This is a genomic window from Amycolatopsis acidicola (assembly GCF_007713735.2).
Classification (GTDB): domain Bacteria; phylum Actinomycetota; class Actinomycetes; order Mycobacteriales; family Pseudonocardiaceae; genus Amycolatopsis_E; species Amycolatopsis_E acidicola.
The window spans coordinates 41,005-54,948 of record NZ_VMNW02000059.1 but is presented as its reverse complement, the minus strand read 5'-3'; the positions used below and the strand labels follow the sequence as shown (position 1 = coordinate 54,948).

Sequence of the window (13,944 nt, the reverse complement as noted above, 5' to 3'; positions counted from 1 at the left end):
CGGGCGGGAGGGGCCAACACGCCGACGGGAGCGGCCAACACGCGCACGGAAGCGGCCAACACGCGCGGCATCGGCCAAAACGCCGACGGTAGCGGCAAAGACAGAGGGTCAGCGTCCCTTGGGGGAGACGTTCAGCATCATCCCGGCGAGCCCGCGGGCCCGGACGGACAGCTTCTCCGCCACGTCTTTCAGCACCGAGGACGCCGGTGCCTCCGGCTCGGCCAGTACGAGGGGCGTGCCTTCGTCGCCCTGTTCGCGCAGGCGCGGGTCGAGCGGGACTTGGCCCAGCAGCGGCACTTTCGAGCCCGTGGACTTCGACAGCGAATCCGCCACCGTCTGCCCGCCGCCGGAGCCGAAGATCTCCATCCGTTCCCCGGACGGCGTCTCCAGCCACGACATGTTTTCGATGACCCCGGCCAGCCGCTGCCGTGTCTGCATCGCGATCGCGCCCGCGCGCTCGGCGACCTCGGCGGCGGCCTGCTGCGGCGTGGTGACCACGAGGATCTCCGCGTTCGGGATCAGCTGTGCCACCGAGATCGCGATGTCACCGGTGCCGGGCGGCAGGTCGAGCAGCAGCACATCCAGATCGCCCCAGAACACGTCGGCCAGGAACTGCTGCAGCGCGCGGTGCAGCATCGGGCCGCGCCAGACGACCGGGGTGTTGCCGGGGGTGAACATGCCGATGGAGATGACCTTCACGCCGTGCGCCTGCGGCGGCATGATCATTTTCTCGACCTTGGTGGGCTTCTCGCGGGCGCCCAGCATCCGCGGCACCGAATGCCCGTAGATATCGGCGTCGACCACGCCGACGGACAGCCCGCGCTCGGCCATCGCCACCGCGAGGTTCACCGTCACGCTCGACTTGCCGACGCCGCCCTTGCCCGAGGCCACGCAGTAGACGCGGGTCAGCGAACCGGGCTGGGCGAACGGGATGACCGGCTCTTCGGCGTCACCACGCAGGGATTTTCGCAGCTCGGTGCGTTGCTCGTCGCTCATCACGTCGAGCTCGACGCGCACGTCGCGCACCCCGTCGAGCTTGCCGACCGCGGTCGTCGTGTCCTTCGTGATGGTGTCCTTGAGCGGACAGCCCGCCACGGTGAGGTAGACCCCGACAGTGACGAGCCCGTCCTCACCGACCACGATGTCCTTGACCATGCCCAGGTCGGTGATCGGCTTCTTGATCTCCGGGTCGTAGACGCTGCCGAGCGCGGCGCGAACGTCCTCGACGCTGGGGATCTGCTGCGTGCTGGTCATGCCCCCATGCTACGTACCGGTAACAGGCTCCGGCTTCGCGCGGTTCTGTTTCTGTTTACGGGGCTTGGTATTCAGATCTTCGCGGAGCTTGTCCAACTCGCCCCGCAGGTAGTCACGCGTCGCGACCTCTCCGATCGCCAGGCGTAGTGCGGCCAGCTCACGCGCCAGGTATTCGGTGTCCGCCTTCGTCTGCGCCGCGCGGTTTCGATCTTCGTCCAGCGAGACGCGGTCCCGGTCGTCCTGCCGGTTCTGCGCGAGCAGGATCAACGGTGCGGCATACGCGGCCTGCGTCGAGAAGGCCAGGTTGAGCAGAATGAACGGGTACGGGTCCCAGCGCAACGTCGCCGCGCTCAGGTTGACCGCGATCCACACCACCACGATCAGCGTCTGCCAGAACAGGTACTTCCCCGTGCCGAGGAAGCGGGCCAGCCGTTCGGAGAGCCTGCCGAACGTGTCCGGATCGACGCTGATCACGCGCCGCCGGGCCGCGCGCGGCTGGTCAAGGCGGCGCCGGGACAGCAGTTCAGGCATTCTCGACCTCCTCGGAATTGGCCACGTCCTTCAGGCCGGTTTCGCGCCAGTTCTCGGGCAGCAGGTGGTCCAGCACGTCGTCGACGGTGACCGCGCCGAGCAGGTGGTCCTCCTCGTCCACGACCGGACCGCAGGCCAGGTTGTACGCGGCGAAGTAGCGGGTGACCTCGGCCAGCGGGGCGCTCGGGCGGAGCGCGGACAGGTCGCTGTCGACGGCGCTGGCGACCAGTTCGGCCGGCGGTTCCCGCAGCAACCGCTGGAAGTGCACCACGCCGACGTAGCGGCCGGTGGGCGTCGCCGTCGGCGGGCGGCAGACGAAGACCATCGTGGCCAGCGCGGAGGGCAGGTCGGCGTTGCGGATGTGCGCGAGCGCCTCGGCCACGGTGGCGTCCGGCGTGAGCACCACGGGCTCCGGCGTCATGAGCCCGCCCGCGGTGTCGGAGGAGTAGGCGAGCAGCCGTTTGACCGGCTCGGACTCCTCGGGCTGCATCAGGCCGAGCAGCCTGTCCTGGTCCGCCGGCGCCAGTTCCGCGAGGAGGTCGGCCGCGTCGTCGGGGTTCATCGCCTCGAGGATGTCGGCCGCGCGCTCCTCGGACAGATGCTCCAGCAGTTCCTTCTGGTCGTCTTCCGGCAGCTCTTCGAGGACGTCGGCGAGCCGTTCGTCGTCCATCGAGTCCGCCACCTCGTGCCTGCGTTTGGTCGGCAGGTCCCGCACCGTGGCGGCGACGTCGACCGCGCGCATGGTGTCGAACAGCATCAGCAGCTGCCCGGCGCCCTGGGTCTGCCCGCTCAGGTCGGTGAGCCCGAGCCCGGACACCTCCGACCACGGCACGACGTGCAGCGCGGAGCGGCGGCGGGTGAGCCCGAGCCTGCCGGTGCGCTCGCGCACCGCGAGCTTGGCGAGCACCCAGTCCCTGGTGCGGGTCGGCTCCATCGCCGCGTCGACGACGGTGAGCCGGGCGCCGGTCTCGCGCATGGTCGCGTGCGCGTCGGTGAGCTGGCCGAGGACGAGGACTTCGTTGGGGCGCTGGTGGAACTGGCGCATGTTGACCGAGCCGGTGGCGAGGGTGACCGCGTTGGGCTCGATCGCGGTGACGCGCAGTGTCGGTACGAACACGCGGCGCCGGGTGGACAGCTCCACCACGAGGCCGAGCACCCTCGGCGGCTGCTGGTCCAGCCGGAGCCCGATCACCAGGTCACGCACCTTGCCGATCGACTCACCATCCGGACCGAACACCGGCAGGCCGGCCAGCTGGGCGGCGAAAACCCTGTTCACGGGTGGCATGGGGCCAGGCTATCCGCACGACCGCGCCGACGCGCGCCGCGGCCATGGCGGGGCCGGATGTCCACAGTGGACGGTCCGGCCGCCGGAAAAGACCGGATCGGTGTGACGGGGGTAACATTGTCCCACAGGGGTTCGATCCCGGGAGCTGCGATGATCGTGGAACTGATCTCCGTGGTGGCGATCGCCGGAGTCACCTGGCTCGCCGCCAGCGTGCGAGTGGTGAAGCAGTACGAACGCGCCCTCGTGTTCCGGTTCGGCCGGGTGCGGCCGAAGGTGCGCGAGCCCGGCCTGGCGCTGCTGGTGCCGGTGGCCGACCGCATGCAGAAGGTGAACATGCAGATCGTGACGCTGCCCGTGCCCGCGCAGGAGGGCATCACCAGGGACAACGTCACGGTGCGGGTGGACGCGGTCCTCTATTTCAACGTGATCGACCCGGTGACCGCGGCGATCAACGTGCAGGACTACCGGTTCGCGATGGGGCAGGTCGCGCAGACCTCGCTGCGCTCGATCATCGGCAAGAGCGACCTGGACGACCTGCTCTCCAACCGGGAGCGGCTGAATCAGGGCCTGGAGATCATGATCGACAGCCCGGCCCTGGACTGGGGCGTGCACATCGACCGCGTGGAGATCAAGGACGTCGCCCTGCCCGAGACGATGAAGCGCTCGATGTCGCGGCAGGCCGAGGCGGAGCGGGAACGCCGGGCGAGGGTGATTTCCGCCGACGGCGAGCTGCAGGCTTCGGAGAAGCTGAGCCAGGCCGCGGCCCGGATGTCCGACACCCCGGCGGCGCTGCAGCTGCGGCTGCTGGAGACCGTGGTGCAGGTTTCGGCGGAAAAGAACTCCACGCTGGTGCTGCCGTTCCCGGTGGAGCTGCTGCGTTTCGTGGACAGGCTGGGCAAGGTCGACGCGGAGCCGAAGGCGGTGGAAGAACCCGAGAAACCCGGCGAGGACGCGAGCGCCGTGGAAAACGGGAAGGCCCCGCTCCCGCGGGTACCTGAAGACGATTCACATAGTTGACCGTTTTCAGATGAAAACGCCTGACGGTTTATTACTCACTAGTCCGGTATAGGCAGTACGGTCCTCCCCAACGGACGAGTTCACGAGTATTCGGGGGAGGGCTGACGGTGACTGACATCGCCGTGGACAACACCCAGGAGCTGCGCGACTACGCGGGCTACATGCGGGGCGGGGCGGTCGCGGATTTCGGCAAGATCAAGAAGTACGTCCACGACGAGGGCTGCAGCAAGAAGGGCTTCACCGGCCTGTTCTCGCTGCTGTCCGGGTCGATGGACGTGCTGTCCGGGATCTTCGACCAGGTCGCGCAGTTCGGTGAGGACAGGCTGCGGGCCGGCGCCGACGGACTGGACGCCACCGCCAAGGCTTACGACGACATCGAGCAGCACCACAAGAAGAACCTGCTCGATCTCAAGGGAAGCTTCTGACGGGCCCCGGGATGACGACTTACGCCGACAAGACCGAGCTCAAGCTCGAGCCGCCCGAGGTCGGGACCGACAGCCTCGCCGACCAGCTCGACAACCTCGCCCCGGACGTCCAGGCGATCAACTGGGTCTACGAACAGGTCCGCGGCAAGGACATGTTCACCGAGCTGATCGAACCGCTGACCGGCGACTTCAACCGCATCCGCGCCAACGGGGAAGCGTGGAACACGGTCGCCACCGCGATCGAGAACATCTCGGACAACCTGACGCACAACGCGGACGACCTCCGGACACATTGGACACACGGCCGCGCCGCGGACGCGTTCGAGATCGTCTACATCAAGGGTGACTGGTTCGCCGGCTGCTACGCGACGGCGGAAGCCTGCCGGTTCGTGAAGAAGGGTTTCGACGTACTCGCGGACCAGTCGATCCGCGTCGCGCAGGCCGCGGTCAAACTCCTGCAGAGCCTGATCCACAAGCTGGAGAACCTGGCGACCAAGCTGATTCCCGGTGGTGGCTGGGCGAAGGCGGGCGCCGACGCGGTGATCGACGTCTTCCAGGGCAAGGTGCCGATCGTCAGCGAGATCGAGGAGGTCGTCAAGCTCGTGCAGGCGATACTCGACCTGCAGGACACGATCACGAAGATCGTCGACTCGGCCAAGGCGTTCTTCGAGGGCTGCAAGGAGATCGGGGAGGCGATCAAGCAGATCCCGAGCATCCAGAGCGGGAACGACGCGGTCGCCGTCGGGCGCCAGTTCCACCAGGGCACCCAGGACGTCAACCAGGCCAAGCAGGACTTCAAGGACGGCACGAAGCAGCTGCAGGGCGACCTGGACACGATCTCCAAGGCGAAGGTTCCGAATGGACAGTGACAGGAAGACGGCGCCGCGCGATCCGGCGAACTGGAAGACGCCGACCATGCGGCGCCTGGAAAGCGAGCTGGACGGGATCAAGTCGCTGGCCGACTCCGCCATCGCCCGCGCCAACAAGGTTCGCGTGACCGAGCGCAGGCCCTCGGACGAGGAAGTCGACCGGCTGCGGCAGGCCGCGGAGCATCCGCGGGCCCCGGAATCGTTGCGGCAGTTGAAAGAACTCGTCGACCGCGGCCGGTTCAGCTGGCGCGACATCGCCGAGGGGCGGGCGTTTTCGAACCCCGACGTCGTGCAGGCCTATGTGGACGCCGGCGCGCGCGTGGACCCGACCGTGGTGCGCCAGATCGTCGCGGATCTGGAGGAGGGCGCCACGCCGGAGGACATCGTCGCGTCCCGGTCGGCCGCCTCCCGTGGCGACGACGACGGTGAGGACGGCGGGTTCAGCGTCTTCGAAAACCGGTTCCGCTGATGGGCAGGACGGCGGTTCTGGCAGGCGGGCTGCTCCTGTTCGCGGTCACCGCTTGCGGTGGCGGACAGGAGCAGCAAGCGGCGGCCCCTTCGAGCGCGACGGCGAACTGGCAGGCGATCGACATCTGCTCGCTCGTCACGGAAGCCGAGGCGGCGCAGCTGTTCCCCGGAAAACCGGTGGAGCACAAGGAATCCAGTGATTCGGCCAAGCGGGAATGCACCTGGCATCCGCAGGGCCTCGACTACGAGAACATCGACGTGCGGGTGTGGCAGCCGGCGTCGACGGCGGCGATCGCGGGCACGGCGCAACGGACGCTTTCGCTGGCAGGCCGTCAGGTCTACGTCGCGCGGGAGTCCGGCTCCCGCTGCGAGCTCGACGCCGACATGGGCGGCTACCTGCTCGGCATCACGCGGCAGTCGTACTCCGACGCCGGCTGCGCGGCCGTCCAGCCGCTGGCCACGACGATCATCGAACGCGCGGGGAAGTGACATGACGGAAAATCTCGGCAACCGGTTCGGCAAACTGCCCGGCTACGGCAAGGTCCTGGTCGGCATCGCGGTGTTCTTCCTGATCGTGAACATCGCGCTGTACGCGTGGGGTTCGTTCGGCTCGACGCGCATCCAGAGCTCCACGGGCAGCCAGCGGACCTCGCCCGCGGCCACCTACCAGTGGACCGGTGGCACGCTCGTCATCGACAACCCGTCGACCACGCACACCGGCTTCTGCGACGTGAACGGGCAGCGGGTGCCGGTGCCGAACCAGTCGAAGCGCACCCTCTCGGTGCACCGTTACGCCGAGGTCGGGCCGGGCTCCGGCAAGGTCACGTGCTCCGGCGGCGACAACACCTACTTCAACGCGCGCACCGGCACGACGGCGTCGGTGTTCAAGTTCTCCAACTCGTGGACCTTCCGGGTGGTCGGCGGGGCCCTCGTCGTCGTGCCGATCGTGGCCGCGTTCCTGATCGGGGCCGGTAGGCGGCGTCAGCGCGCCTCGTGAGGGTTCTCATAGCGGGAGAGCCCTGGCAGGAGTCATACTCCTCGGTAACCGATCCGCGCCACGACACAGGAGTCATGCATGGCCCGCCTGGCCCAGACGCACGGTCTCACCGACGTGCAGTCCGAGATCCTCTCCACGGTCCGTTCGTTCGTGGACAAGGAGATCATCCCGCACGCCCAGGAGCTGGAGCATGCCGACGCCTATCCGGCGGAGATCGTCGAGGGCATGAAGGAGATGGGCCTGTTCGGGATCACCATCCCGGAGGAGTACGGCGGGCTGGGGGAGTCGCTGCTGACCTACGCGCTGGTGGTGGAGGAGATCGCGCGTGGGTGGATGAGCGTGTCGGGTGTGATCAACACGCATTTCATCGTGGCGCACATGATTTCCCGGCACGGCACCGAGGAGCAGAAGCGCAAGTACCTGCCGAAGATGGCGGCGGGGGAGATCCGCGGTTCGTTCTCGATGTCGGAGCCGGATCTGGGCTCGGACGTGGCGGCGATCAAGACCCGCGCGAAGCGTGACGGTGACGATTATGTGATCGACGGGTCGAAGATGTGGCTGACCAACGGTGGTTCGTCGAACCTGATCGCGTTGCTGGTGAAGACCGACGAGGGCGCGGACAAGGCGCACCAGAACCTGACCACGTTCCTGGTGGAGAAGCCCGAGGGGTTCGGTGAGGTGCTGCCGGGCCTGACCATCCCCGGCAAGATCGACAAGATGGGCTACAAGGGCGTGGACACCACGGAGGCGGTGTTCGACGGTTTCCGTATCCCGGCCGCCCAGGTGCTCGGCGAGGCCCCGGGTAAGGGATTTTCGTTCATGATGGACGGGATCGAGGTCGGCCGGGTGAACGTGTCGGCGCGGGCGTGCGGGATCGCGATCCGCTCGTTCGAGCTGGCGATCGAGTACGCCCAGCAGCGCAAGACCTTCGGCAAGGCGATCGCGGAGCATCAGGCGATCGCGTTCAAGCTGGCGGAGATGGCCACGAAGGTCGAGGCCGCGCATCTGATGATGGTCAACGCGGCGCGGTTGAAGGACACCGGTGAGCGCAATGACGTGGCGGCGGGGATGGCGAAGCTGATCGCGTCGGAGTATTGCGCGGAGGTCACGCAGGAGGCGTTCCGCATTCACGGCGGTTACGGCTACAGCAAGGAATACGAGATCGAGCGCCTGATGCGCGAGGCCCCGTTCCTGCTGATCGGCGAGGGCACCAGCGAGATCCAGAAGACCATCATCAGCCGCGGCCTCCTGCGCGAATATCGCTCCAAGGGCTGATCCTCGAAAACAGTCCCGGATGGGGTGACCGGCTGCCGGGTTCGCGTGGTTTCCTAGTGCTTGACAGCGAGCAAGCCCGACCGAGCGAACAGCACAGGTGATGACCGTGACCGGCCCGTTTTCCTCAGCAGGACGATCCCAGCAGGGACTGCCGCGGATGCCGACCCCGCCCAGCGGCTGGCCGATCGGCTCGTATTCGACCTACGCCGAGGCGCAGGGCGCGGTGGAGCATCTGGCCAAGCAGGACTTCACGGTCGAGGACGTCACGATCGTCGGGGTGGACCTGATGCTCGTGGAACGCGTCATCGGCAGGCTGTCCTGGGGCAAGGCGCTGGGCAGCGGCGCGGTTTCCGGCGGCTGGTTCGGGCTGCTGGTCGGCATCCTGCTGAGCTTCTTCAACCCGAGCAACGGCGTCACCTACCAGCCGGCGCTGGTCGGTCTGGTCGCCGGCATGGTGTTCGGCGTGGTGCTCGCCGCCGGCGCCTACGCGATGACGCGCGGCCGCCACGACTTCTCCTCCGCGAGCCAGCTCGTCGCCGGCCGGTACGACGTGCTGTGCCAGCCGCGCAACGCCGAGCAGGGCCGCGATCTGCTCGCCAAGCTCGCGATGCGGCCATCCGGGTCAACCGGCTGAACCGGGCGCCGCATTCGCTTGCGGGCGATCACCCGCCGGAATAAGTTTGGTCCCCACCGATCCACAAGCACACCGGCGTGCATTGCGGTTCTCGCCTGGCGTGCGTCGGGTGAAGGAGGACTTGGATGGGGAGCCCGAGGCGGCGGGGCGTGGCGGTGCTGGGGGCCGGAGTCTTCGCCGCCGGCCTGCTCACCGCGTGCAGCTCGCAGAGCGGGACCACGATCAACCTCTACTACGCGCCGGAAGACACCTTCCAGACCGTGGTGGACAACTGCAACGCGCAGGCGGCAGGCCGCTATCACATCGTCTACAACAAACTGCAGCGCGGCGCGGACGACCAGCGCCAGCAGATGGTGCGCAGGCTGGCCGCCGGTGACAGCGGGATGGACATTCTCGGCCTCGACGTGACCTGGGTGCCGGAGTTCGCCGAAGCGGGCTGGGTCGAGGAATGGACGGGCGCCGACAAGTCCGCCGCGACCGAAGGCGTGCTCCCGGGGCCGCTGGAAACCGCCGAGTGGAACGGAAAACTCTACGCGGCGACGAAGAACACCAACGTCCAGCTCCTCTGGTACGACGACCGGATCACCCCGTCGCCGCCTGCGACGTGGTCGGACATGATCAGCGAGGCCGAGCAGCTCAAGGCGCAGGGCAAACCGCACAACATCCTGTTCACCGGCGCCCAGTACGAGGGTCTCGTGGTCGTCTACAACACCCTCGTCGAATCCGCGGGCGGGCACATCCTGTCCGACGACGGGAAGTCCGTCGTGATGGACGCCGGCGCGGTGCAGGCGTTGCAGGTGCTCAAGGACGTCACGTCGAACGGAATCACCGACCCGTCGCTGACGAACTCGAAGGAGGACGAGACGCGGCAGGCGTTCGAGCGCGGCAACGGCGCCTTCGAACTCAACTGGCCGTTCGTCTATGCCTCCTACGCCAAGGAAAAGTCGGCCGACGACCTGGCGCATTTCAAATGGGCCACCTACCCGGCGGTGAACGCCGGCACCGCGGCGAAGACCACGATCGGCGGCTACGACCTCGCCGTCAGCGCGTACTCGCCGCACAAGCCGGAGGCTTTCGAAGCCGCGTTGTGCTTGCGCAACAAGGAAAACCAGAAGTTCTCCGCGGTCAAGGACGGCGTGCCGCCGAGTATCGAGTCGATCTACAGCGACACCACGCCGCTCGACCCGGGCAAACCGGTGGACGCCAAGAACAACCCGAGTATGGACACGGCCTATCCCATGCGTGACACCATTCTCGCCGCGCTGAAGGACGCCGCGGTGCGCCCGCTGACCCCGGCGTACCAGAGCCTCTCCACGGTGATCTCGAAGGTGCTCTCGCCACCGTCGAAGATCGATCCGCAGTCCACCGCCGATGAGTTGCGCAGCAGGCTTTCCGATGCGCTCCAGTCGAAAGGAGTGATCCCGTGAGTCACGCCGCGACGGAAACCCCGGCTGCCACGGCGGCGCCGGCGAAGAAGGGCAAACCCCCGCTGAGCGAGGGCAAGCGGGCGGAGCGCAGGCTCGGGCTGCTGCTGTGCGCCCCGGCGGCGATCGTGATGGTCGCGGTCACCGGGTACCCGATCGTCTACTCGATCTGGCTTTCGCTGCAGCGCTACGACCTGAGGTTCCCCGCGCAGCGGGAGTTCATCGGGCTGGCGAACTACGCGACCGTGCTGACGAACTCCTACTGGTGGACGGCGTTCGGCACCACGATGCTGATCACCGTCGTGTCCGTGGTGATCGAGCTGGCGCTGGGCATGCTGCTGGCGCTGATCATGCACCGCACGATCGTCGGGCGCGGGCTGGTGCGCACGGTTTCCCTGATCCCGTACGGGATCGTGACCGTGGTGGCGGCGTTCTCGTGGTACTACGCCTGGACCCCGGACACCGGGTACCTGGCCAACCTGGTCGCCCCGGACTCGGCGCCGCTGACGCAGTACCTGCCGTCGCTGGCGATCATCATCCTGGCCGAGGTGTGGAAGACGACGCCGTTCATGGCGCTGCTGCTGATGGCGGGACTGGCGCTGGTGCCGGACGACCTGCTCAAGGCGGCGGCGGTGGACGGGGCGAACGCGTGGCAGCGGTTCACGAAGGTGATGGTGCCGGTGATGAAACCGGCGATCCTGGTGGCGCTGTTGTTCCGCACGCTCGACGCGTTCCGCATCTTCGACAACATCTACGTGCTCACCAACGGTGCGAACGACACGTCGTCGGTGTCCATGCAGACCTACAACAACCTGTTGAAGGGACTCAACCTCGGGATCGGCTCGACCATGTCGGTGCTGATCTTCATCACGGTCGCGATCATCGCGTTCATCTTCATCAAGGTGTTCGGCACCGCGGCGCCGGGCAGTGACAACGGGGGGAAGCGCTGATGGCCATGCAGGGCGCGATCACCGGCAGGCGCAGACTCAACTGGACGCTGATCGACATCGTCGTGGTGGTCTACGCGCTGGTGCCGGTGCTGTGGATCGTGTCGTTGTCGTTCAAGACCAAGGACACCCTCGACGACGGCAAGTTCATCCCGCGGGCGTGGACTTTCCAGAACTACGCCGACATCTTCCAGACCAGCGATTTCATCCGGGCGCTGGTCAACTCGATCGGCATCTCGCTGATCGCCACCGTGATCGCGGTGGCGCTGGGCACGATGGCGGCCTACGCGATCGCGCGGCTGGACTTCCCCGGGAAGGGCCTGCTGGTCGGGATCTCGTTGCTCATCGCGATGTTCCCGCAGGTCTCGCTGGTCACCCCGCTGTTCAACATCGAACGCACGCTCGGGCTGTTCGACACCTGGCTCGGCCTGATCCTGCCCTACATCACCTTCGGGCTGCCGCTGGCGATCTACACGCTCTCGGCGTTCTTCCGCGAAATCCCGTGGGAGCTGGAAAAAGCGGCGAAGATGGACGGGGCGACGCCGGGGCAGGCGTTCCGGCGGGTGATCGCGCCGCTGGCCGCGCCGGGCGTGTTCACCACGGCCATCCTGGTGTTCATCTTCTGCTGGAACGACTTCCTGTTCGCGATCTCGCTGACGTCGACCAACGCGTCGCGCACGGTGCCGGCCGCGTTGTCGTTCTTCACCGGGGCCTCCCAGTTCGAGGACCCGACCGGGACGATCTCCGCGGCGGCCGTGGTGATCACCATCCCGATCATCCTGTTCGTGTTGTTCTTCCAGCGCCGCATCGTGGCGGGGCTGACCTCCGGTGCCGTGAAGGGGTAGTCACATGGCTGAAATCGTCCTCGACAAGGTGAGCAAGCGCTACCCCGACGGCGCGCTCGCGGTGTCCGAAGTGGACCTGCGGGTGGCCGACGGCGAGTTCATCATCCTCGTCGGCCCGTCCGGCTGCGGGAAGTCGACCACGCTGAACATGGTGGCGGGCCTGGAGGACATCTCCTCGGGCGAGCTGCGCATCGACGGGCAGCGGATGAACGAGAAGGCGCCGAAGGACCGGGACATCGCGATGGTGTTCCAGTCCTACGCGCTGTACCCGCACATGAGCGTGCGGGAGAACATGGCCTTCCCGCTGCGACTGGCCAAAGTGGACGACACGACGGTGCGGCAGAAGGTGGAGGAGGCGGCGCGGACGCTGGATCTGACCCCGCATCTGGACCGCAAACCGGCGAACCTCTCCGGCGGGCAGCGGCAGCGGGTGGCGATGGGACGGGCGATCGTGCGCAGCCCCAAGGCGTTCCTGATGGACGAGCCACTGTCCAATCTGGACGCCAAACTGCGCGGCCAGATGCGCACCTCGGTGTCGAAGCTGCAGAAGCAGCTCGGCACCACCACGCTGTACGTCACGCACGACCAGACGGAGGCGATGACGCTCGGGGACAGGGTGGTGGTGCTCCGGGCCGGGTACGTGCAGCAGATCGGGACCCCGCAGTTCCTCTACGAGCACCCGGCGAACCTGTTCGTGGCCGGGTTCATCGGCTCGCCGTCGATGAACTTCGTGCCGGGGACGCTGGAGGAGGGGCAGCTCAAGAGCCCGCTGGGCACGTTCGCGTTGCCGGACAGGGTGCGCCGCCTCGCCGAAGCGGCGAACGCCCCGCGGGACGTGATCGCCGGTGTGCGGCCGGAGCACTTCGAGGACGCAGCGCTGGTCGAGCGGCCCGGCGTCACCTTCACCGCGCACGTGGACGTGCTGGAGTCGATGGGCTCGGAGAAGTACGCGTACTTCACCGTGGAAGGCGAGCTGGCGAGCACGGCCGAGCTGGCGGAGCTGGCCGCCGACACCGGGGCGGACGACGTGCCGGGTGGGGGAGCGCAGATCGTGGCCCGGTTGTCGGCGGCGTCACGGATCGCCGACGGCACATCGGCCGAGGTGTGGTTCGACCCGGACAAGGTGCAGCTGTTCGACCCGTCCGACGGGCGGAACCTGACCTACGAGGAGTGAGCGCGGCCTTTCCGCGCACCGGGCAGGCCGTCGAGCATCAGGCCGACCGTGAAGTCGAAGCGGTCGTGCCCGGTGCCCGCCGTTAGCTCGGCGGCGTAACGCTTGGTGTGCGGGAAGGTGTCGGGCAGCTTCTCGAACCGGCGCATCAGTTCGTCACGGCTGACCACCCACGTGTCGTCGCCGCGGCCGACCCTGCCGCGCACCAAGGAGACTTCGAGGCTGTAGGCGTTCACGTAGAGCATCAGGGAGTCGGCCGCCCAAGCCGCTGTCTGCGGTGCGACGCCTCCGGCGAGCAGAATGCCGAGCACGCCCTCGCTGACCCGAAGCGTGTCCAAATTGGACGGAGCGGAGGCGAAGGCGGCGCGCGAAATTCCCGGGTAGCGCAGATATTGGTCGCGCAGCTGGGCGCAGACGTCGAGGAGCTGCGCCCGCCAGTGCGCGGGATCCGGCTCGGGTAGGTCGATTTCGGCGCACAGCCGCCCGATGAGCAGCTCGTCGAGGTCCTCTTTGTTGACCACGTGCGCGTACAGCGACGACGGGCCCGTCTCCAGCGCTGTAGCCACGCGCCGCATCGTCAGCGCTTCGTAGCCTTCCTTCTCCACGATGCCGAACGCGGTGGCGATGATGGCGTCGACCGTGATCGGCTGCTTGCGCCCCCCGCGCCGGCCCGCGGGCGCGTCCGGATCGGTACCGAGCTGGTGGCGCGCTGCACGTCGTTGCTGGGGAGACGGTGACATGCGGCCAGTCTAGCGAACAGTGTTCTGCATTACTGGGAACACTGCTCGACTTGCCACGAACG

At 67.5% G+C, this 13,944-nt stretch carries 16 protein-coding genes; 12 read left to right on the top strand and 4 right to left on the bottom strand.

Annotated elements, in window-relative coordinates; all coding sequences use genetic code 11:
• Positions 1 to 108 precede the first annotated feature (108 nt).
• Genes FPZ12_RS30530 through FPZ12_RS30520 form a run of 3 tightly spaced genes read right to left on the bottom strand, consistent with a single transcriptional unit; the run spans position 109 to position 3,070 of the window.
• Positions 109 to 1,254: an Mrp/NBP35 family ATP-binding protein gene (locus FPZ12_RS30530; protein WP_144754828.1), complete on the bottom strand. Its 1,146-nt coding sequence runs from the start codon at positions 1,252 to 1,254 to the stop codon at positions 109 to 111.
• Positions 1,255 to 1,263: 9 nt separating this feature from the next.
• Entirely contained in the window at positions 1,264 to 1,785 is a 522-nt protein-coding gene (locus FPZ12_RS30525; protein ID WP_144754824.1) for a DUF1003 domain-containing protein, read from the bottom strand.
• Positions 1,778 to 3,070: a magnesium transporter MgtE N-terminal domain-containing protein gene (locus FPZ12_RS30520; RefSeq protein ID WP_144754821.1), complete on the bottom strand. Its 1,293-nt coding sequence runs from the start codon at positions 3,068 to 3,070 to the stop codon at positions 1,778 to 1,780. The genes FPZ12_RS30525 and FPZ12_RS30520 overlap by 8 nt, the downstream gene beginning before the upstream one ends.
• A gap of 150 nt (positions 3,071 to 3,220) precedes the next feature.
• Here FPZ12_RS30520 and FPZ12_RS30515 point away from each other — a divergent pair, with 150 nt between their 5' ends.
• From FPZ12_RS30515 to FPZ12_RS30460, 12 genes are all read left to right on the top strand, one after another.
• Positions 3,221 to 4,087 carry an SPFH domain-containing protein gene (locus FPZ12_RS30515; protein WP_144754818.1) on the top strand — a complete coding sequence of 289 codons (867 nt, stop codon included), beginning with the start codon at positions 3,221 to 3,223 and terminating at the stop codon, positions 4,085 to 4,087.
• A gap of 107 nt (positions 4,088 to 4,194) precedes the next feature.
• A complete protein-coding gene (locus FPZ12_RS30510; RefSeq protein ID WP_144754815.1) occupies positions 4,195 to 4,512 on the top strand; it encodes a hypothetical protein in 318 nt (105 codons plus the stop codon).
• 11 nt (positions 4,513 to 4,523) lie between these two features.
• Positions 4,524 to 5,381: a hypothetical protein gene (locus tag FPZ12_RS30505; RefSeq protein WP_144754812.1), complete on the top strand. Its 858-nt coding sequence runs from the start codon at positions 4,524 to 4,526 to the stop codon at positions 5,379 to 5,381.
• Positions 5,371 to 5,850 carry a hypothetical protein gene (locus FPZ12_RS30500; protein WP_144754809.1) on the top strand — a complete coding sequence of 160 codons (480 nt, stop codon included), beginning with the start codon at positions 5,371 to 5,373 and terminating at the stop codon, positions 5,848 to 5,850. The genes FPZ12_RS30505 and FPZ12_RS30500 overlap by 11 nt, the downstream gene beginning before the upstream one ends.
• Positions 5,850 to 6,338: a DUF3558 family protein gene (locus FPZ12_RS30495; protein ID WP_144754806.1), complete on the top strand. Its 489-nt coding sequence runs from the start codon at positions 5,850 to 5,852 to the stop codon at positions 6,336 to 6,338. The genes FPZ12_RS30500 and FPZ12_RS30495 overlap by 1 nt, the downstream gene beginning before the upstream one ends.
• Before the next feature lies 1 nt (position 6,339).
• Positions 6,340 to 6,846 carry a hypothetical protein gene (locus FPZ12_RS30490; RefSeq protein ID WP_144754803.1) on the top strand — a complete coding sequence of 169 codons (507 nt, stop codon included), beginning with the start codon at positions 6,340 to 6,342 and terminating at the stop codon, positions 6,844 to 6,846.
• Between the two features lie 78 nt (positions 6,847 to 6,924).
• Positions 6,925 to 8,121, top strand: a complete 1,197-nt coding sequence (locus FPZ12_RS30485) for an acyl-CoA dehydrogenase family protein (protein WP_144754799.1) — start codon at positions 6,925 to 6,927, stop codon at positions 8,119 to 8,121.
• 100 nt (positions 8,122 to 8,221) lie between these two features.
• Complete coding sequence (locus FPZ12_RS30480) at positions 8,222 to 8,755, top strand: general stress protein (protein WP_144754796.1); 534 nt, start codon at positions 8,222 to 8,224, stop codon at positions 8,753 to 8,755.
• Positions 8,756 to 8,880: 125 nt separating this feature from the next.
• Complete coding sequence (locus FPZ12_RS30475; protein WP_144754793.1) at positions 8,881 to 10,182, top strand: ABC transporter substrate-binding protein; 1,302 nt, start codon at positions 8,881 to 8,883, stop codon at positions 10,180 to 10,182.
• Positions 10,179 to 11,129 (top strand): carbohydrate ABC transporter permease, encoded by a 951-nt coding sequence (locus FPZ12_RS30470; protein ID WP_144754790.1) that lies wholly within the window; start codon positions 10,179 to 10,181, stop codon positions 11,127 to 11,129. The genes FPZ12_RS30475 and FPZ12_RS30470 overlap by 4 nt, the downstream gene beginning before the upstream one ends.
• The gene (locus FPZ12_RS30465) at positions 11,129 to 11,971 is read left to right on the top strand and encodes a carbohydrate ABC transporter permease (protein WP_144754787.1); all 843 of its coding nucleotides are present in this window, start codon (positions 11,129 to 11,131) and stop codon (positions 11,969 to 11,971) included. Before FPZ12_RS30470 ends, FPZ12_RS30465 begins: the two co-directional genes overlap by 1 nt.
• 4 nt (positions 11,972 to 11,975) lie before the next feature.
• Positions 11,976 to 13,145: an ABC transporter ATP-binding protein gene (locus FPZ12_RS30460; protein WP_144754784.1), complete on the top strand. Its 1,170-nt coding sequence runs from the start codon at positions 11,976 to 11,978 to the stop codon at positions 13,143 to 13,145.
• On the opposite strand, the gene FPZ12_RS30455 is transcribed toward FPZ12_RS30460, so the two are convergent.
• Entirely contained in the window at positions 13,133 to 13,882 is a 750-nt protein-coding gene (locus tag FPZ12_RS30455; RefSeq protein WP_144754781.1) for a TetR/AcrR family transcriptional regulator, read from the bottom strand. The genes FPZ12_RS30460 and FPZ12_RS30455 overlap by 13 nt on opposite strands.
• Positions 13,883 to 13,944 lie beyond the last annotated feature (62 nt).